Raw genomic sequence first — 20928 nt, 5'->3', positions numbered from 1 at the left:
TCTCCTTAATAAAAAGGCCAAAAATACTACCTTTGTACACTATTAATTAAGTAAACCATATTTAGAGTAAAAACATTACCATGAAGAGATTTTGGAGTATTCCACTTATGCTCATGCTATTCGCATGCCAAACTCCCAAAGAGAGTAGAGAGGAATTATCGCTTGCCGGTTGCTGGGAATTACGATTGGATTCAACAGATGTCACCGAGCAAGTTCAATTACCGGGTACCACGGACACCAACCAAAAAGGATACCCTAACAATGATAAGGAGGAGACAACTCATTTGTCTAGGCCCTTCCGCTATCAAGGTAAGGCTTGGTATCAGAAAGAGATCACGATTCCAGAGAATTGGGAAGGCAAGAGCATTTGGTTAATCTTGGAGCGAACAAAACCGACCCAAATATGGGTAGATAGCATATATGTCGGTTCATCCGACCATATTTCCACCCCTCAAGAATACGATCTGTCCGCATATCTCCGAGCTGGGAAGCATCACTTGACCATTCTAGTCGATAACGGCTTGAGCGTTCCGCCCCAATTATTGGACAATTCACACGCTTATACGGAATCCACGCAGACAAACTGGAACGGTATTATCGGAGACCTGAAATTGGAAGCCCGTCCACAATTCCATATCCGCCGGATACAAGTATATCCACATGCGGATCAAAAAACGGTGGACGTAAAAATAAAGCTTTCAAATCCATTCGAGCAAATGATCGTAGCCGCCGTTCAAATAGAGATGGAGGCTTTCAACACAGGCTTAGAGCACCATATCCAATTCAATAAGAATATCGTAGTTCAACAAGACGAGATCATATTCCAAATACCGATGGGTGATGACGCCTTGGAATGGAGCGAGTTCTCCCCTACCCTGTATCGCTTGACCGCGAACATCCAAGGAGAGAATATCCAAGATAGCCAAAGTACTACTTTCGGATTAAGAGATTTCAAAGCAGAAGGAACACAATTCAACATCAACGGATTGACCACCTTCCTTCGTGGAAAACACGATGCTTGCGTATTTCCGCTTACAGGCCATGTACCGATGGATACCGCAGCATGGAGACGCTATTTCCGCATCGCCAAGGAATACGGTATCAATCATTGCCGTTTCCATTCATGGTGTCCTCCTAAAGCTTGTTTCGAGGCGGCCGATATCGAAGGTTTTTACCTCCAACCGGAACTACCTTTCTGGGGAAAGATGGAAAAGGGCGATACCACTTTGATCCATTTCCTCACCAAAGAAGGATTACAAATACAGGAGGCTTACGGGAATCACGCCTCTTTCGTCATGATGGCGATCGGCAACGAGCTTTCCGGGGATCAAGAAGCGATGGTAGACATGATCGCCCGTTTCCGTAGTGAGGACGGACGGCATTTATACGCATCTGGATCGAATGACTATCTAGGCTTCAACGGCCCTGCGGCGGGTGACGATTACTTCACGACCTGTCGAGTCCCCGGCGCTAACGTATTCAGCAACCATACCCGGGGTTCCTTCTCTTTCGCAGATGCGGAGGATGGCGGTTATATCAACCATACCTATCCAAACTCGGTCATGAATTTCGAATCCGCTATCGAACAATGTTCATTGCCTATCATCGGACATGAGACCGGGCAATTCCAATGTTATCCGAATTATGAGGAAATCAAGAAATATACCGGGGCACTAAAACCTTGGAATCTGGAGATATTCCGCAAACGACTGGGCGAGTCCGGTATGGCCGGACAAGCGGATGATTTCTTCAAGGCTTCCGGTAAATGGATGGCGCAACTTTACCGGGCCGAGATGGAAATGGCGTTCCGTACTCCGGGAATGGCCGGCTTCCAATTATTGGATTTACAGGATTATCCGGGACAGGGCACGGCGTTAGTCGGTATCTTGGACGCTTTTATGGATAATAAGGGCTTGATAACCGCCAAGGAATGGAAAGAGTCTTGCGATGATGTCGTATTACTGGCTCTCCTACCTAAATTCTGTTACTCTGGGAATGAGGCGCTCAAAGGCTCCATCAAGGTAGCGAACTATACACCTACCACTTTAAAAGGGAAACATCTAACTTGGACCTTGACGAATAGTCAAGATCAAGTAATCGCCCAAAACAACATACCGCTGCAAATCAATCAAGGTACGTTGGCCGAGGTAGGCCCATTAAATATCGCTTTACCTGCCATTCAAGAGGCTGAGACCTATACTTTACGGCTGGCGATCGAGGGCACGGATTATCACAATCATTATCCGTTATGGATTTATCCGGAACATAATAACGTGCAAATCCCTACGGATATCAATGTTATTAAGAAATGGGATAAACAGGCCGAGAACTTATTGGCGAACGGGGCGAAAGTATTGTGGTTCCCGGATGCCAAGACTTACAAGAACGTGACGGTAGAAGGATTATTCCAGACAGATTACTGGAATTACCGGATGTTTAAGTCCATCTGCGAATGGGTAAAGAAACCGGTCTCTCCGGGTACCCTCGGATTATTAATGAATCCCTCTCATCCGGTTTTCGCTCATTTCCCGACGGATTTCCATACAAACTGGCAATGGTTCACGATGATAAAGAATAGCCATCCGTTGATACTAGACCAGCTTCCGAATAATTACAGGCCGATCGTACAAGTGATCGATAACGTGGAGCGTAACCATAAATTAGGGATGATCCAAGAATTCAATGTCGGCCCGGGCAAGTTATTAATCTGTATGACAGACTTGGAAACCCAACAAGAATACCCGGAGGCCCGTCAATTATACCATAGCTTATTAAGTTATATGGATTCCTCCGAGTTCTCGCCTCAGATGACATTAACGCCCGCTCAATTGATCGAGTTATTCACGCATCAAGTCGGAGATTCGAAGATTAAGGAATTAGGGAATATCTCGTATGACGAGTAAGCGAGAATAGATATCCGTATAAGTCCCCACCGTAGAACGGGCGTTGGGAGCGGGCTTCCGCTGGTCTATCACGATAGCGACCGGCAGATTCCCGATCCGGTCTACATGCGGACGGCCATATTTGGGCAGGTATTGCTGCACGAAACTGGAGAACGTCTCATTCAACTCCCGGCGTGAACTGGTGGCGATGGTATCCAATACCAACGAAGACTTTCCGGAACCCGAGACCCCGGTGAATATAGTGATTTGCTTCTTCGGAATATCCAGAGAGATATGTTTCAAGTTATTCTCATAAGCTCCCTCGATCTTGATATATTCTTGATTTGACATAACCAATGACTTTAATGAACGAATGACAAATATACGATCTAATCCTGTCTTTTTAATAGATATAAGGCGTATCTTGTAACACAACCTTTTGAGAGAGATTGCCAAGTAGAGGAAAGAGGATAGCTATATATGGCGCTTTTTACTCAAAAAGGCCGCTTTTTATACACGATAGGTCATGAAAGCCTACGCAACTAGTCGTGTTAGGCAACGCCAATAGTCACGTTGGGCATCGAAAGCAGTCATGAATAGGGTTATGAACTGTCATGAATAGGCATCATAACCCTATCATTTCCCCATCGTAACCCTATGAGATAGCCCAAACAACCCATAAGATATGAATTACGATTCTCCGGGACTTAACTTTACAATTTGTCAATTTGATTATTCTGTCGAAAGACACCATCTTATTAAGGCATTTAATTCGTCGCATGGAAAGGAGCCTTGAATTCCGGACGGAGCGTACAGGTATCTTCCAATGGGAAATCCCGAGGGGCCTCTTGCGTCACTTCCCCGGTGGCTGCCCATTCAGCCCCTCTTAGTAAGGTTACCTGAAAACCCGTACACTCCATCGAGTAAATCATATTCGGGTCATTGCCGCAATGCCCCAACAGATCGACAAAGACACGCCCCTTCCCCCACTTCACCGTCCACATCAACGGTTCATGGCGTCCACGCTCATAAGCGGTAGCCAATATCTCCACATTCCGTACCGGACCACGCAAGCGGGTATAAATCTCGTCCTTAAAATGTTTCCATCTTATAGGCAGACCTTTCAAAATAGGGTGCTCCGGCGCACGATGCTCTAGGATCGTCTCATGCTGCAAGCCATGATAACCCGCATAACCGGGTGTATAATCGTATACATATTTGCCCTCTTTCCAATACAGGTAAGGACCGTCTTTCTCGTTTCGCCCCTCCCAAGCTCCCATGCCGATTATCTCGTTGTACGCTTTCCAACCGGCCATAGGTACCACGGAGGAATGGATAATCACGACCCCACCACCATCCGCTACATAGTTCTCGAAAGCTTTTTGGACAGGCTCGGGCCAGACTTCACCTCCGTAATTAACAACGACCAAGTTATATTTAGCGAAATCGGGCTTAAAGGTATTTATATCTCCTCCGAAATCCGGGGTAAAGACGAAATCCACCTTAAACATTCCACTGTTCTCTAAGATCTGCTTCATGACCTCGCAAGCACCTCGCCAATAATGACTGCCATCTTGCCCGGCGATCATCATCGTTTTTATCACCTTTTTCTGGGCGTAAGAGGTTGAGGCTGATAAGGCGCAACAGATAAGCGCTATAAAATAGATATACTTTCTCATGGTTGTTGGGGGTTAAATTTTTCACTCTCGGGGCTCCATTCGATACGGTCGTAGCAACGGGTGGTTCGCAAATTATATCCTCGCTCATCAACCGTAAACTTCCCATCCTTGAAATAATCGATATATAACTCGGAGATCCCGTCATTATTGCGATCCTCCACCGTAAGCGTATATTTATCTGTCACATAGATCTCATCCGATATATATTGGATCTCTCTCGTATAATTATCCACGATCACGTAATAAAACTTAAACAGGTCGAAAGTAGGGTAATGCCCATTATCCCGCCCGAAAAGCATGACCTCCTCCATAGCGGTGTCATCATCCATATTCGCTAAAACGGATTGTTGAAACAAAAAGCCGTCTTTTTGCGCTTGCGGAGGAATCCGGTCCCAACCCTCTTGATGGGCTGTCACCCGGAATTGGGCATGGGCACCCATACAAACAAAAAGCAGGAGAACCCAATAAATCAATTGTCTTATCATGTCTATCATTTTTAATTATTATTCATATTTATAAGGCACAAATGTAATGATATGTCTCTTATTGATTATATTTGTCTTGTATTAAATTCACCTTTAATCTAAATATATTATGAGCGATCAACCAATAGATTTTACGCAACGTAACATAGCCATCGACATCCTCCGGGCTGTCACGATGTGCGTGATGATCTTCGAAAGCGTACATCAAATTAAAAATTTAAACATTAAAACATATCACTATATGAAAAAGATTATCGGACTATTCTTGCTTATATGGGCTATAGGTTCGGCCCAAGTTTCCGCCCAATCAGAGACAAACCGTTTAGATAGTATCATGCCCGTACGAGGCTTGGCCATCGCCGCTCCATCCGCACAGAAGTTGGATCTATTCTTGAAGTTCGTCCAAGAGGAACTGGCTCCCAGTCATTTCAACTTGTTGATTCTACGGGTAGACTGGAATTATGCCTATGAGTCCCATCCAGAACTGAGGGATCCGACCCCACTCACACGAGAGGATGTGAAAAAGATCGTAAAGGTTTGCCGGGATAACGGAATACGTATCGCTCCCCAGATCAATCTCTTGGGGCATCAATCATGGGCTGAGACTACCTACGCTTTATTACGTGAGTATCCGGAGTTCGACGAGACGCCACACGTGGATACCAAGAACTATACGGGTTGGCCCAACTCAGACGGGCTTTATTGTAAAAGTTACTGCCCACTTCATCCGGAAGTACATAAAATCGTATTCGCTTTAGTAGACGAGTTGACGGATGTTTTCGAGACTCAATTATTCCATGCAGGGATGGACGAGGTCTTTTATATCGGACATGATAGTTGCGCCCGTTGTGGCGGACATGACAAGGCTGAGTTATATGCCGGTGAGGTCACTAAAATACAAAACCACTTAGCCTCACAAGGCAAACGATTGATGATATGGGGAGACCGCCTGATCGATGGCAAGACTACCGGGATCGGCGCTTGGGAAGCTAGCATGAACAATACCTACCGTGCGATCGACTTGATCCCGAAAGATGTTTTTATCTGCGACTGGCATTATGAGCGTGCCGAGCAAACCGCTGTTTACTTTGCCATGAAAGGCTTCGACGTTGCTACATGCCCTTGGCGTAAACCTCAGATAGCGCTTCAACAGGTAGATGATATGATCCATTTCCGCCAGCATTCAAATCCGGAAATGTCTCGCCATTTCCAAGGAATTATCGAGACAGTCTGGTCCGGTGCAGACAGTTTCCTCGAGGCCTATTATAACCCGACTACCTATAAGCAAGAGGTCTCGGACGCTGTCACGGTCAAGAAACTGATTGAGAAATATAAGGCCTTGGAGAATCGGTGAATGTAATTTAGGTCATAATTCCTGTAATCCATCTACAAAAGTTTCTCTGGATTTCATCGATCTTTGCCGTTGCAATCGAAAAGGGATAAACAAACCAAGAAGTAGAACTTATTAAAATAGCAATTATGACACTAAACGAATTCTTGAAGTACGTAGAAACAGGAAAGCCTCTTAAAGGAGACGAGATCCATCAGTTTATGAACGAGATGAGCGATGAGGCCAGGCGCATGACATTCGAGTTAAACGGCTCATATCACGATCCCGAGGAAATCCGTGAGCTGTTATCCCGCTTGTTTAATAAGCCGGTCGATCCGTCTTTTCGTGTATTCCCCCCGTTCTATACGGATTTTGGGAAGAATATCACGGTAGGCAAGAACGTTTTCATCAACGCTTGCTGTCATTTTCAAGATCATGGCGGGGTGACACTGGACGACGGTTGCCAGATCGGGCATAACGTGGTCTTTGCCACCCTCAACCACGGCTTCGCCCCCGAAGACCGGAGCACTACCTACCCTGCCCCGATCGTTTTGAAAAAGAATGTCTGGGTAGGCTCGAACGCAACGATCCTATCCGGCGTAACCATTGGCGAGAACGCTATAGTCGGAGCCGGCTCGGTAGTTACTAAAGATGTACCGGACAATGCCATCGTGGGAGGTGTTCCCGCCAAGGTCATAAAATACATCCAATAACCCGTAACACCGATTACGACATCTGGGATTTCCGATATTCATTCGGGGTACACCCCACGGTCTTCTTGAATATGCGGCTGAAGTGCTGGGAATATTGGAATCCTAGGTCGTAAGCGATTTGGCTGACGGTCTTGTTTGTCCCTAATATCCATTCTTTCGCTAAGGAAATAATCCGGTCTTGTATATTTTCTTGGGCAGTTTTCCCTGTTTCTTTCTTGATCAGATCACCGAAATAGTTCGGGGACAAACAAATCTTCTCGGCGAAATACCGTACAGTAGGTAGCCCTTCCTGTCTTAACAGATCACTTTGCAGGTATTCATCCAGTAATCGTTCGAACCTCACCAACACATCCTTATTCGTCTCCGCACGGGTCGTAAACTGACGGTCATAAAAACGCAGGCAATAATCGAGCAGCAACTCGATATTCATCGCGATCAGCCGTTTGCTATGCTTGTCGATGGAGTGCTCCAACTCGATCTGGATTTTCCTCAGGCAATCCACGAAGATCCCCTTCTCTTCCTCAGAGAGATGTAACGCCTCGTTTGATTCATAGGAGAAGAAAGAATAACGCTTGATGTCCCGTCCCAAAGCCGTACCACGGATCAAGTCCGGATGGAAAAGCAACCCATGCGCCAAAGGCCGGGTCCCATCCTTAAGCTCAATACCCGTCACCTGCCCGGGAGCGAATCCTATTACGGTTCCTTCTTGATAATCATAATATTGCCTCCCATACCGAATATCCCCGCATTTCGTATCTTTCAGGAAAAGTCCGTATATACCATAATTAACCCGGAAATTAGTAGGCCATGTCTCGGACTTGGATAAATCTACCACGCTCACCAATGGGTGCAACGTCTCCAAGCCAAACATCTTGTTGTATTGATCAACGGTATCGATCTTTATTAGATTCTCCATAAGGCTATCTGTTTTATTGGTCTCAAAGATAAACATTCCCAATATAACAACCTCATGCCATCAGGCAAAATCCATCGAACCGGATGATATCGTACTAAAATATGTATTAAAGGAAAATTTAAAAAGAGGAAGGAGAAATAAAAAGCGGTCTGGACGGGACTCGAACCCGCGACCCCATGCGTGACAGGCATGTATTCTAACCAGCTGAACTACCAGACCAAAATGTTATTCTTTATCGCTATTCCGTTGAATTGCGGTGCAAAGATAGGTGGATTTTTTGAATTAGCAATAGTTTAGGATGAAAAAATTAGAACAAATCGATAAATTTCATACTTTTGTCCCTCATATATAATTAACACTAGCATGAAAAATACTCCTGTAGACTATCAGACAGCCAGACGGATTATCGATGGCTTTGGACTTCCCGATTTTGGGAAAGCGACTATCCGGGAGGTAGTTGCCATATCCACGCAATTGGAACAAGAAACGGGAACCGAGTTCATCCATATGGAAATGGGCGTACCGGGCTTGAAAGCCGCTCAAGTAGGCGTAGACGCTGAGATCGAAGCCCTTCGTAGCGGTATAGCGTCTATCTACCCGAACATCAACGGAACTCCCGAAGTGAAAAAGCAAGCTTCCCGCTTTATCAAGGCGTTTATAAATATAGATATAGACCCGGAGTGTTGCGTACCCGTAACCGGTTCCATGCAGGGCACATACGCCTCTTTCCTTACGGCCGGACAATGTACGCCGGGAAAAGACACCATCTTGTTTATCGACCCCGGATTCCCCGTGCAGAAACAGCAAATAGCCGTTATGGGCTATAAATATGAGTCGTTCGACGTATACGAATACCGTGGCGAGCGATTGCGTGAGGCCTTGGAAACGCATCTTTCCAAAGGCAATATTGCCGCGATGATCTATTCCAACCCGAACAATCCGGCTTGGTTCTGCCTCACCGATGAGGAGTTGAAGATCATCGGCGAGATGGCCAACAAATACGACGTGATCGTCATAGAGGACCTCGCCTATTTTGCCATGGATTTCCGCAAGGACCTCGGATGTCCTTTCGAGCCTCCTTACCAAGCGAGCGTAGCCCGTTATACCGATAATTATATCATGCAGATATCCGGTTCCAAAGCGTTCAGCTATGCCGGACAGCGTATCGGCGTGACAGCGATCTCCAATAAACTTTACCATCGCTCCTATCCGGGATTGACTCAGCGTTATGGAGGCGGTACGTTCGGTACGGTATATATCCACCGTGTCTTATACGCCCTATCTTCCGGAACCAGCCACTCGGCCCAATTCGCCTTAGCCGCCATGTTCAAGGCCGCCGCGGACGGTACGTTCGACTTTGTCTCGCAAGTGAAAGAATACGGACGCCGAGCGGAGAAACTAAAGAAGATTTTTACGGATCATGGTTTCACAATCGTTTATGATCACGATCTAGACCAACCGATAGCCGACGGTTTCTATTTCACGATCGGTTACCCGGGAATGACCGGCGGACAATTGATGGAAGAGCTGGTTTATTACGGAGTAAGCGCCATATCATTAAGTACCACAGGCAGTAACCAACAAGGACTACGGGCTTGTACCTCTTTCATAAAAGATCACCAATATGATTTGCTGGACGAAAGACTGAGATTATTCGAGGAAAATCATCAAGCATAAATTAACAATAAGCCCGGTCGGTTCACGTTTATTAACTTGAATCCCGGGCTTTTCATTTGCTTCTTATTAAAAAACGCCTTATATTGTCGGTGAATTAGTAACAACCTAACATTCACGATCATGGCATCTTATAAAAATATATTTAAAATAACACATAACGATGTCCTTCCTATTCAAGGAAGTATTCTGATTGCCGAGCCTTTTTTACAAGATGCCTATTTCCAACGTTCCGTCGTATTATTAATAGAGCATACGGAACACGGATCGATGGGATTTGTCTTGAATAAAAAAACGGATCTTATCGTAAACTCTTTTTTCAAGGAGTTTGCCGAATTTCCGGAGATACCGATTTATCTGGGGGGGCCGGTCAGCCCCAACCGTTTGTTCTTTATTCATTCCTTAGGGGATAATATCATTCCGGACGCATTAAAGATCAATGATTATTTATATTTCGACGGGGATTTCAACGCATTGAAACGATACATCCTCAACGGGCACCCAATCGATGGGAAAGTGAAGTTTTTCTTGGGATACTCCGGATGGACCGAAGGGCAATTAAACCATGAAATCAAACGGAACTCGTGGGCCGTAAGCCATATCACCACCGATAATATCCTGTCTGCCGATGGGGAGGGCTATTGGAAAGATTCCGTAGAATTATTAGGCAATGATTATAAAACTTGGACAAAATATCCGAAGGACCCGTATTTAAATTAACTGCATTATGCAGACATCGGAATAACCATCCGGTGTCCTGATCCAGTCCTTAAGCGTCCCCGCCTCGACAAATCCCAGACGGGTAAATAATTTCTTGCTAGGCTCGTTCGCCACGGGAATATGCACATAAAGTTGATGAAGCTTCAAAAACGTATAAGCGTATTCCATCAATAGTCTTAACGCTTCCGTAGCGAAGCCACGTCCTTGATACTTACGATCCAGCATAATACCGCAAGCCGCCCGGTTCGGATGCGGCTCAAAATCGAATAAGTCCACGATCCCCACGGAAGTCCCCGTATCGCAATCCTCGATCATGAAGCGAAGTTGGCGAGACTCATAGATACTCCGGTCGCTACCCGCTATATATTCCTTCAATATATAACGGGAATAGGGAGCCAAGGTATTCCCTACTTCCCATAACTCCGGATCATTCTCCCAACGATACAACAACTCCAGATCCTCTGGTTCCAATGCCCTCAAACGGACTCTATCATTCGACAATAACATATTTACCCAAGGATTACTTAAACAAGCCGACCACTCTTCTTCGTATATATATGGTAAACCGCTTTCTTGTTCACGAGCTTGTCCATAAACAAGAGCATCTGCTCGTAACGGGCATCGGGGAAGCAGAAAGCGTAGTCCGTAAAGCCTTTCATCTGGTTCTTGCGACAGATAGCATCCATCACACGCTCCACGTCCAAATCCCAGAGATTCACGAATTCCAGATCCGGCATAGCTTTCAGGCAAACGGCCTTTACCTCCTCAAAATGATCCTCCCTACACAAGATCAAAAGGCGGCGATGCTTAACCGCTTTAGCCTTCTTGCGTAGAGGGGCTGAAATCGTCGCCCAGCAAGCTTTCAGCAGGACAGCCAACCGGATCAGTATCCGCATCAACCAACCGGACCCCGGATAATATTTCTTATAGAAAATCAACATGGCGCCGTAAAAAGCCCTTATGTACCTCAAGTCACCATGCTTCGTACTCTCCCCCTTATAATGCAGGATCCGTTCCGGCACGTACAAGTTCTTATAGCCTCCCAACACGATCCGATAAGACAAATCGATATCCTCCCCATACATGAAGAACGACTCATCCAACAAGCCAACCTTATCCAACGCCTCATGGCGAAGCAACATGAACGCACCCGCCAGCACCTCCACCTTATGCGTCTGCTCTTTATCCAGATACGGCAGGCTATAACGTGCGAATGCCGGAGAGTTAGGAAACAGCTTTGAAAGGCCGAATATCTTGCAGAACGACACCCAAGGCGAAGGGAAAGCCCGTTTGCTCTCCGGCAAGAATACCCCGTGCCCATTCAGCATCTTCACGCCGATAGCCCCGATCTCCGGATCCTCATCCATCTGGAAGCACAGGCTGCGGAGGCTCTCCTCTCCCACCACGGTATCGGGATTCAGCAATAACACGTATTCACCGGTGCACTGACGGATCGCCTGATTATTGGCCTTGGCGAAACCGGGATTATCTTTATTCTCGATGAAAACCACTTCCGGGAACTTAGGCCGGAGATATTCGACAGATCCATCCGTCGAGTTATTATCCACCACGAACACCTCGGCGTCCATCCCCGTTACGGCGGCACGGACAGAATAGAGGCATTGCTCCAGAAAATACTTCACGTTATAGTTAACGATGATAACGGACAACTTGGTTTCTTCGTAGGTCATTCCGGATATTAATTATGAGTTATGATTTATGAATTAGAAGAGGTGAGATTGAACTCGGTACGATTGATAATGGATCGTCCTAAGGTGATCTCGTCGGCATACTCGATCTCATCACCGATAGATACGCCACGTGCGATGACACTGATCCTCACATCGTAACCGGATAGCTTCCGGTAAATAAAAAAGTTAGTCGTATCGCCTTCCATGGTAGTGCTCAACGCTAAGATGATCTCTTTCACCTCACCTTCGGCCACACGTCGCACCAGACTGTCGATACGCAAGTCTCCCGGTCCGATACCATCCATCGGCGAGATGATCCCGCCCAACACATGGTATACGCCACGGAATTGCCCGGTATTCTCTATCGCCATCACCTCCTTGATATTCTCTACCACGCAAACCAAGGAATGGTCACGGCTGGGGTTGGCGCAAATAGAGCAAACCTCATCATCACATATATTATGGCAGACCTTGCAGTACTTCACGTCTCGACGGAGGGCGACCAAGGCCGCGGCGAAGTTTTCCGTATAGCCGACGTCCCGGCGCAACATATAAAGCGCTAGCCGGAGCGCTGTCTTCCTCCCCACCCCCGGCAAGGAAGCCAATTCATTCACGGCATTTTCCAACAAGGCTGAAGGATATCTTTGATTCATCTACTTTCTGTATTTGACTACAAAAATAGAAAGAATTTACGAATTAACGATAAACCTCAAATTATTTACTCGGCTTCTCCCCCATCCCATTCAAGTCGCACATCTCTTGCTTGATATGTACAACTATAACTGCTCTAGGTATAATTGTTCATGTCCTCAAGTAATAAACATTCTTTTTGCCATATACAAACATACTTACTACTTGATCTATTTCCAAATGATCGCCGTGGGATGTACAGACCACGACGTGATTTGTATATTCCACGACTTGGTCTGTACAGATCACGCCGTGGTTTGTAGAATTATACAGCATGCGAACAAGAATTCATACGCTACTGGGCAAGAATTCATATAGATAATTTGGGTACGGTTGCCCTAACTATTCTAAAGAATCCTTGCATGTCTCAGCCAGAAAACATAAATTTGTCACCCAACACCCGTTTGGTGGAGCTATTACGAACTTATAATCTAACATTTTAATATCGTGAAACCAGAAAATGAAGAAAAGGTAACCGGGCTGCCAGAAAACGCCTACCGAGAATTAAAAGAAGGGGAAAGCTACAAGCCTCTTATGTCTCCCAACAAACACTATCCGGAGGTTACGCCTTGGTCCGTCCTTTGGGGATTGGTCATGGCGGTGATATTCAGCGCGGCGGCCGCTTATCTGGGCCTGAAGGTCGGTCAAGTATTCGAGGCCGCCATCCCGATCGCTATCATCGCCGTAGGGTTGTCTAGCGGATTCAAGCGGAAGAACGCCTTGGGAGAGAACGTCATCATCCAGTCTATCGGGGCTAGTAGCGGCGTGATCGTGGCGGGGGCCATTTTCACCTTGCCCGCCCTTTATATCCTGCAAGACAAATATCCGGAGATCACGGTCAATTTCTTCGAGGTTTTCATGAGTTCCTTGTTAGGAGGTATCATCGGGATCTTGCTATTAATCCCGTTCCGTAAATATTTCGTATCCGACATGCACGGTAAGTATCCCTTCCCGGAAGCTACGGCTACCACGCAAGTACTCGTCTCCGGCGAGAAAGGCGGAAGCCAAGCGAAGCCCTTGATCTTCGCCGGATTAATCGGTGGTTTGTACGACTTCATCATCGCCACCTTCGGTTGGTGGGGCGAGACGATCAGTACCCGTATCGTCGGAGCCGGTGAGATGCTGGCGGAGAAAGCCAAGATCGTGTTGAAGGTCAATACGGGCGCTGCCGTACTAGGTCTGGGTTACATCATCGGATTAAAATACTCCTTGATCATCTGCGCCGGTTCATTCTTGGTATGGTTGGTGATCATCCCCGCCATGTCCGCCATTTTCAGCGCCGACGTACTTACGTTCGGCAATGACGCTATCACGGCGACCGTCGGGAGCATGAGCGCCGAGCAAATCTTCACCACCTACGCCCGCCACATCGGTATCGGAGGTATCGCTACCGCCGGGGTGATCGGCATCATCAACTCTTGGGGAATCATCAAGGGAGCCGTAGGCTTGGCGGCGAACGAGTTGAAAGGAAAAGGAGACGCTGTGGAGAGTAATACTATACGTACGCAAAAGGATTTGTCGATGAAAGTGATAACGATCGGTATCATCGTATCGCTGATCGTCACCTTCCTGTTCTTCCAGTTCGGCGTACTTCATAATTGGTTCCATGCCGCCATCGGCTTATTGCTGGTCGGGGTGATCGCTTTCCTGTTTACGACCGTAGCGGCAAACGCTATCGCTATCGTAGGGACGAACCCGGTATCGGGCATGACGCTCATGACGTTGATCCTCGCCTCCATCATCTTGGTCGCCGTAGGGTTGAAAGGGCCGGCCGGCATGGTATCCGCCCTGATTATCGGAGGCGTGGTTTGTACGGCGCTTTCCATGGCGGGAGGTTTCATTACCGACTTAAAGATCGGCTATTGGCTGGGGAGCACACCCGCCAAGCAAGAGACTTGGAAATTCTTAGGCACACTAGTTTCTGCCGCTACGGTAGGAGGCGTGATCTTGATATTGAACCAGACGTACGGTTTCACGACCGGGCAATTGGCCGCTCCGCAAGCGAACGCTATGGCCGCCGTTATCGAGCCGTTGATGAGTGGTTCGGGGGCACCTTGGGCTTTATACGCGATCGGAGCCGTCCTCGCTGTCGTATTGAACTTCTGCAAGATACCGGCGTTGGCATTCGCTTTGGGTATGTTTATTCCTTTGGACCTGAATACGCCGCTTTTGATCGGTGGAGCGATCAGTTGGTACGTAGGAAGCCGTAGCAAAGACCAAAGCTTGAACTCGGCCCGCTTGGAGAAAGGTACGTTACTGGCTTCCGGCTTTATCGCCGGCGGTGCCTTGATGGGGGTGGTCAGTGCGGCCTTACGCTTCGGCGGAATCAACTTGATGAACGAGGAATGGGCATCTAGCAATGCCGCCGAGATACTGGCGGTTGTCATGTACCTTGTCATGATCGCTTACCTCACATTTAATTCCCTGAACGCGAAAAAAGAATAGAATAAAGGAATAAGGATATGGAAGCACCTGTAATCAATGTGGGAATCATGACCCACAAAGCGGTCTCATTTGTTTTTAACGAAGAGTATGTACATACGGAAACCGGCACGTTCACCATAGGCGAGCAACGTGCCCTCTGGGTAAACGGCAAGATCGTGTACAATGGGAAGCTTTATCAGGAGCTATTCTTCGAGCCGACCAGCCCGCAATCCTCTTTCGACTTGAAGGCGGTCACGATCGGCGTGGATTTTCACTGGCAACGACAGGAGGATCAACGCTTCAAGGGAGCGTTGAACCTCGTGGCGACCGATAAAGGAATCGTCACGATCAACCAAGTGGACGTGGAGGAATACCTTACCAGCGTAATCTCCTCGGAGATGAGCGCCAACGCCTCCAAAGAGTTGCTGAAAGCCCATGCCGTGATCTCGCGAAGCTGGCTCTTGGCGCAGGTCGAGAAGAATTTCAACTTGAACGGATCGGTTACGCCCTATAAAAGTTGTTACCGCGACAACGAGACCTTGATCCGCTGGTACGACCGGGAGGACCATGAGTTGTTCGATGTCTGTGCCGACGACCATTGCCAGCGTTACCAAGGTATTACCCGGGCATCGAACCCGATAGTCAGGGAGGTGATCAAAGAGACCCGTGGAGAGGTATTGATGGATAACGATACGATCTGCGACGCCCGGTTCTCGAAATGCTGCGGAGGCGTGACCGAGAAATTCGAGAATTGCTGGGAACCGGTTCCCCACTCCTATCTTACCGCATTGAGGGACGGCGAGACTCCCGCCTATCCCGACTTGACGGACGAGCGGGAAGCGGAACAATGGATACGTACCTCACCCGAAGCCTTCTGTAATACAACGGACAAGGAGATCCTTAGCCAAGTGCTAAACAACTACGATCAAGAGACCACGGATTTCTACCGTTGGAAAGTAGAATACACGCAAGAGGAACTATCGGGGTTGATCCACCGGAAAACGGGTATGGATTTCGGGCCGATCATCGATCTTGTACCGTTGGAAAGAGGTTCGTCCGGACGTATCACGAAACTCAAGATCGTAGGGGTACGCCGTTCGTTCACCATCGGCAAAGAGCTTGAGATACGCCGGACATTATCCGAGACGCATCTATACAGCTCGGCCTTTGTTGTCGATAAGAAGGATATCCGCCTCGATATCCCCTCCCGCTTCATCTTGACGGGAGCCGGATGGGGACATGGCGTAGGGCTTTGCCAGATCGGAGCCGCCGTGATGGGAGCCAAAGGGTATTCGTACCGGAAAATCCTCACGCATTATTTCCCCGGAGCCTCTATTGAGAAAATGTATTAAACAAAGGTGTCCAAAATCTGGACACCCTTGTCCAATTATTGGACACTCATAAATAATCATACGCTACTCACCCCTCTGTTTTTCAACCACATAAACACAATGGCACGGTATTTGATTTTATCTTACCGGAAAATAATACAATAACAATATGAAAAACATCGGGATCGCAATTCGCTCCCTTTTTAAGAGAGGGCAACACAATGTAATGAAGATTATCTCCTTGGGTATAGGACTGACCATCGGCTTGGTGCTGATCGCTAAAGTCCACTTCGAGAACACCTACGATAACTTCTATCCGGACGGAGACCGGATCTATCGAGTATATGAGAAATTTTTCATGAACGGGGAAGTGGGCGACCACGGGCAAACGCCCGCCGGAGTAATCCCCCTCTTGAAACAAGAGACACCGGAGATCGAGGCCGCCACACGCTATACGTACTTCCGGGGAAACTCCCCTTTTACGATGTCCGACAACAAGCATCGGCTCAAAGCGACCTTCATCCTAGCGGACAGTTGTCTTTTCGACGTATTGCCCCGCCCCATGCTCATCGGAGACCCTAAGCAAGTTCTCTCCCAACCCATGTACGTGCTCGTATCCGACGAGATCGCCGAACGTATCGGCGGTAACGTGATGGGAAAACGCTTCGAGATTGACGACGCGCCGGGACAAGCCCTCACGATAGGCGGCGTATTCAAGAAACTACCGGACAACACCGAACAGAGTTATGACATTATCGTATCCCTTTCTTCCATCAGCAAGTTCATGTGGGACGGAACCCATATGTTAACCGGAAACGACCGCTACCAAAGTTATGTCAAGGTATCGCCGGGTACGACAGAGGCCCAGTTGGAAGCGGGAATGAGACAGATGATCGACAAGCATTTCCCCGTAAACGACCTTAAGAAAGCCGGCGTGGAACTGACCTTCACCTTCCACAAACTACTCAACGTACATATGGAGGACGATATGGCCAAACGTATGGCCTTGATCCTCTCGTTCATCGCCTTCGTATTGATCTTCACCGCCGTAATGAACTATATATTGATCGTGATCTCCTCCATCGTGAACCGCACGAAAGAGATGGCCGTACGCAAATGTTACGGGGCGAGCGGTAAGGATATCCAAGGTATGGCGTTGTCCGAGGTAGGGACCCACGTCACCGTCGCACTAGTGCTGGTCGTACTTTTGATCCTAGGATTTCAAGGAATTATAAAGGAGCTGATCGGCACGGGAGTCCGATCGTTATTCCTATCCACGGGTATGCGGGCGATATGCCTCACGGTCATAGTCGTACTTATCTCTACGGGCATAGCTACCGGCTGGTTCTTAGGACGCATTCCTGTAGCGGCTGTTTTCCGGAGTATTCGTGAAGCACGCCGCCTTTGGAAACTGGGACTCTTGTTCTTCCAGTTCACGGCAATCAGCTTCCTCGCCTCCTTATTGCTAGTGGTAGGCAAGCAATACGACCATATGGTAAATGATCATCCGGGATACAATCCCGAGAACCTCGCCTATGTGTATATCGGTGCCGTAGACTCCACGGGGCGTGCCAAACTGATCGAGGAAACCCAGAGATTGCCCGAGGTAGACGCCATCACGACTTGCTATAACCTTCCTTTCTGGGGAGCCTCGGGCAATAACGTCTATCTTCCGGGAGACGACCGGGAACTATTCAACATCGCCGACCTCTACGACGTAGGAAACGATTACCTGAACGTATTGGAAATCCCGATCGTAGAAGGACAATACTTCACAGAGAATACCACCTCCTCGCAAGAGATACTGGTGAGCCGCAATTTCATTGAATACATGAAACCTTTCGCCGACTGGAAGGATGGAGCCGTGGGCAAGACGGTACAAATAACCGGACACGATACCAAGTCCGAGTCGATGCCTCTCTTCACGATCCGGGGCGTATTCGAGGACTTCCGCCTAGGTTCCATAGCGGGAGAAGATCCGCGAGCCAAGATCATGTTCTATACGAAAGGGGCGGCCCAACATATGGTCATTCGGTACCATAGTCTTTCTTCCGAGGCTCTACGCAAGACGCAGGATCTAATGGGGCAACTCATCCCGGATAAAGAACTCAACGTAATCTCCTTCAAGAGCGAGATGCTGGAAGGATACACCTCCTCCCGGAAATTCCGTGACTCCGTCATGATCGGTGGCATCGTCACCTTGCTGATCGTCTTCATCGGATTGATCGGATACACGAACGACGAGGTGAACCGTCGCCGGAAAGAAATGGCGATCCGCAAGATTAACGGAGCCACGGTAAAAGACATACTCCATATTTTCTTGAAAGATATCATCACCATGGCATTGCCGGCCATCTTACTTGGTTGCGGTATCGCTTTCTATATCTCCCAGAAATGGCAAGAGCAATTTTCGGAGAAGATCCAGCTATCCTGGTATCTATTCGTGGGAGGAGGCGTATTGGTACTCACTGTCATACTGGCGGTTTCCGGATATAACGTATTCCGTACCACCCACGACAATCCCGTAAACAACCTCAAGTCCGAATAAATCAAAAGGGCCGCATCTTATCCAGACGGCAGCCCTTTGACTTAATGTTTACCTATTTCCCGGTTATGATGAACAACCGGTTCGCTTTCACTCTCACGAGCTATTACTATGATACAAAGGTAGGCCGAAGGTTTAAAACGATCAAAAAGAATTCGACGAATCGGGCGTTTTCCTCGGTGAATCCCGTTATTTTTCCTACTTTTGTCCCTATTAATACATACAACCATGGGACTGAAAAAACAATTCGTATCGGCGATTTTACTAGGCAGCGCGCTAACCGCTCCCCTATTCGCTCAAGATATCGCCACCCCGTCTAGCTCGATAGACACTTTAGCCATTTTCTCATTCAACGATTTCCATGGGGCTTTCGCCTCCGACGGGATCACGCCGGGAGCCGCCCGGTTGGTACAAATGACACAAAACGAGAAGCAACGCTATCCGCATTCCATCGTTGTCTCAGGCGGAGATAATTTCAGCGGAAGCTATTTCTCCAAGATCACGAAAGGCGAGCCTATCAAAGAGATGTACGAGGCGATGGACGTGGAGATGTCCGCCATCGGTAACCACGAGTTCGACTGGGGGCTTCCTTATCTAGTGGACACCGCCGCTTTGAATATCCCCCATGTGGCCGCCAATATCACCGAAGAGAAGAGATATACTCACCCCGACTGGTTGAGTCCCTATCGTATCGTAGAGCGTAAGTTGAAAGATGGCTCCTCCCTGCGCATAGCCTTCATCGGACTGACCACGACGGACACCTACGTCAAGACCAAGCCGGAGAACCTGAAAGGGCTTCAGTTCACGCATCCGCTGGGAGCGGCCTGCATACAAACCGTCTACCAGTTAAAGAAAGAGGGCCAGATCGATATGATTATCCTCTTGATGCACATCGGCACGGATATGAAAATGCCTTACCGCATCACCGAGGAGAACGCCCAAGGACTGCCGTTCATCGATAAGGTAGACGCCATCATATCCGCCCACTCGCATGAGCTGGTGCTCGATAAAATCAATAACATCCCCATCATCCAAGCCGGCGTAAACGGTACCCATATCGGGAAACTGCTGTTCCAGATACAAGATTTCAACGGACACCGGGATATCTCTTTCATCCAAGGGGATACCGTGCGTGTAGCCTGCGAGGAGAACCCGGAGATGCGAGAGGCCGTGGAGAAGATCATGGATAAATATCGGCTGAACGAGAAACTTGCCACGGCAAAAGAGGCCTTGATCCACGACCGTACCATCAATAAGTTCGACTATACGCCTATCGGGGCGTTGGTCACGGCCGCTTACGCCAAGCGTTTCCAAAAAGAGATGCCCGCTTACAAGGATCAGCCGGTGATCGGCGTAAACCATTACGGAGGTATCCGTGCGGCCCTTCCGAAAGGGGATATCACCCGACTGCGTGCCGGCAACATCCTGCCTTTCGGCTCCGCTATCGTTGCCTATCGTTTCGACGGCAAGCGGTTGAAGAAGCTATTGGAGGATGGACGGAAGAATCCGAACGGTTTCCTTCAATCCTCCGACCTCACGCTTACCCTAAGCGGAAATAAGATCGAGAAAATAGTCTATACAAGAGACGGGCAAAAGACCGAGATCGAGGACAATACCCCTTGCGTGGTGACCCTAGACGCTTTCATCACCGATGGCGGAGACGGGTACGACGCCTCTTTATTCAAGGGCTACGAGATCCCGGAATTCGATAAATTAGGTATCATATCGACCGACGCTTTCATGGACTACCTAAAGGGCTTCAAGAAACCCATCACGGTAGAATCCACGCATATGCCGGTTATTTCAAAGTAAAGCCGTATCTTTGCGCAGAAGAAGACAGAAGTTAGC

General features: G+C 48.0%; 15 protein-coding genes, 1 tRNA gene and 1 pseudogene. 9 read left to right on the top strand and 8 right to left on the bottom strand.

The window, feature by feature from the left end:
• The first annotated feature begins 80 nt into the window (after positions 1–80).
• Positions 81–2903 (top strand): sugar-binding domain-containing protein, encoded by a 2823-nt coding sequence (locus tag DW205_RS01375; RefSeq protein ID WP_005868188.1) that lies wholly within the window; start codon positions 81–83, stop codon positions 2901–2903.
• Here the strand turns inward: DW205_RS01375 and DW205_RS01370 are convergent.
• From DW205_RS01370 to DW205_RS01360, 3 genes and pseudogenes are all read right to left on the bottom strand, one after another.
• Positions 2892–3233: pseudogene (locus DW205_RS01370) on the bottom strand (excinuclease ABC subunit UvrA); the annotation flags it as partial. The gene DW205_RS01375 and the pseudogene DW205_RS01370 overlap by 12 nt on opposite strands.
• 416 nt (positions 3234–3649) lie before the next feature.
• Positions 3650–4561 carry a ThuA domain-containing protein gene (locus DW205_RS01365; RefSeq protein ID WP_005868184.1) on the bottom strand — a complete coding sequence of 304 codons (912 nt, stop codon included), beginning with the start codon at positions 4559–4561 and terminating at the stop codon, positions 3650–3652.
• Positions 4558–5055, bottom strand: coding sequence for a hypothetical protein (locus DW205_RS01360; RefSeq protein ID WP_121963039.1), 498 nt, complete (start codon positions 5053–5055; stop codon positions 4558–4560). The genes DW205_RS01365 and DW205_RS01360 overlap by 4 nt, the downstream gene beginning before the upstream one ends.
• 100 nt (positions 5056–5155) lie before the next feature.
• Between DW205_RS01360 and DW205_RS01355 the strand changes: the two genes are divergently transcribed.
• Together DW205_RS01355 and DW205_RS01350 are read left to right on the top strand one after the other, a co-directional pair.
• Positions 5156–6400 carry a family 20 glycosylhydrolase gene (locus DW205_RS01355; RefSeq protein WP_008778274.1) on the top strand — a complete coding sequence of 415 codons (1245 nt, stop codon included), beginning with the start codon at positions 5156–5158 and terminating at the stop codon, positions 6398–6400.
• Positions 6401–6525: 125 nt separating this feature from the next.
• Positions 6526–7089: a sugar O-acetyltransferase gene (locus DW205_RS01350; RefSeq protein WP_005868180.1), complete on the top strand. Its 564-nt coding sequence runs from the start codon at positions 6526–6528 to the stop codon at positions 7087–7089.
• Between the two features lie 13 nt (positions 7090–7102).
• On the opposite strand, the gene DW205_RS01345 is transcribed toward DW205_RS01350, so the two are convergent.
• Positions 7103–8005: an AraC family transcriptional regulator gene (locus tag DW205_RS01345; protein ID WP_005868179.1), complete on the bottom strand. Its 903-nt coding sequence runs from the start codon at positions 8003–8005 to the stop codon at positions 7103–7105.
• Positions 8006–8150: 145 nt separating this feature from the next.
• Positions 8151–8224: transfer RNA gene (locus DW205_RS01340), tRNA-Asp, on the bottom strand.
• Between the two features lie 144 nt (positions 8225–8368).
• On the opposite strand from DW205_RS01340, the gene DW205_RS01335 reads away from it, so the two are divergent.
• Together DW205_RS01335 and DW205_RS01330 are read left to right on the top strand one after the other, a co-directional pair.
• Complete coding sequence (locus DW205_RS01335) at positions 8369–9682, top strand: pyridoxal phosphate-dependent aminotransferase (protein WP_005868178.1); 1314 nt, start codon at positions 8369–8371, stop codon at positions 9680–9682.
• A gap of 120 nt (positions 9683–9802) precedes the next feature.
• A complete protein-coding gene (locus DW205_RS01330) occupies positions 9803–10399 on the top strand; it encodes a YqgE/AlgH family protein (RefSeq protein WP_005856219.1) in 597 nt (198 codons plus the stop codon).
• On the opposite strand, the gene DW205_RS01325 is transcribed toward DW205_RS01330, so the two are convergent.
• Genes DW205_RS01325 through recR form a run of 3 tightly spaced genes read right to left on the bottom strand, consistent with a single transcriptional unit; the run spans position 10391 to position 12743 of the window.
• The gene (locus DW205_RS01325; RefSeq protein ID WP_005868177.1) at positions 10391–10906 is read right to left on the bottom strand and encodes a GNAT family N-acetyltransferase; all 516 of its coding nucleotides are present in this window, start codon (positions 10904–10906) and stop codon (positions 10391–10393) included. The two genes, DW205_RS01330 and DW205_RS01325, sit on opposite strands and share 9 nt — an antisense overlap.
• Before the next feature lie 17 nt (positions 10907–10923).
• Entirely contained in the window at positions 10924–12090 is a 1167-nt protein-coding gene (locus DW205_RS01320) for a glycosyltransferase family 2 protein (RefSeq protein WP_005868176.1), read from the bottom strand.
• Between the two features lie 26 nt (positions 12091–12116).
• Positions 12117–12743: a recombination mediator RecR gene (gene recR, locus DW205_RS01315; RefSeq protein WP_005868175.1), complete on the bottom strand. Its 627-nt coding sequence runs from the start codon at positions 12741–12743 to the stop codon at positions 12117–12119.
• A 484-nt stretch (positions 12744–13227) separates the two neighbouring features.
• Between recR and DW205_RS01310 the strand changes: the two genes are divergently transcribed.
• The 4 genes from DW205_RS01310 to DW205_RS01295 all read left to right on the top strand — a co-directional run bounded on the left by DW205_RS01310 (position 13228) and on the right by DW205_RS01295 (position 20892).
• Positions 13228–15225 (top strand): OPT family oligopeptide transporter, encoded by a 1998-nt coding sequence (locus DW205_RS01310; RefSeq protein WP_005868174.1) that lies wholly within the window; start codon positions 13228–13230, stop codon positions 15223–15225.
• Positions 15226–15242: 17 nt separating this feature from the next.
• Entirely contained in the window at positions 15243–16556 is a 1314-nt protein-coding gene (locus DW205_RS01305; protein ID WP_005868173.1) for a SpoIID/LytB domain-containing protein, read from the top strand.
• Positions 16557–16704: 148 nt separating this feature from the next.
• Positions 16705–19083 carry an FtsX-like permease family protein gene (locus tag DW205_RS01300; RefSeq protein WP_005868172.1) on the top strand — a complete coding sequence of 793 codons (2379 nt, stop codon included), beginning with the start codon at positions 16705–16707 and terminating at the stop codon, positions 19081–19083.
• Positions 19084–19308: 225 nt separating this feature from the next.
• Positions 19309–20892, top strand: a complete 1584-nt coding sequence (locus DW205_RS01295) for a bifunctional UDP-sugar hydrolase/5'-nucleotidase (protein WP_005868170.1) — start codon at positions 19309–19311, stop codon at positions 20890–20892.
• Positions 20893–20928: the final 36 nt, after the last annotated feature.

Source organism: Parabacteroides sp. AM17-47 (assembly GCF_003434625.1).
GTDB classification, from domain to species: domain Bacteria; phylum Bacteroidota; class Bacteroidia; order Bacteroidales; family Tannerellaceae; genus Parabacteroides; species Parabacteroides distasonis.
The sequence above is the reverse complement of the archived record's forward strand: the minus strand, read 5'-3'. Positions and strand labels throughout refer to the sequence as shown.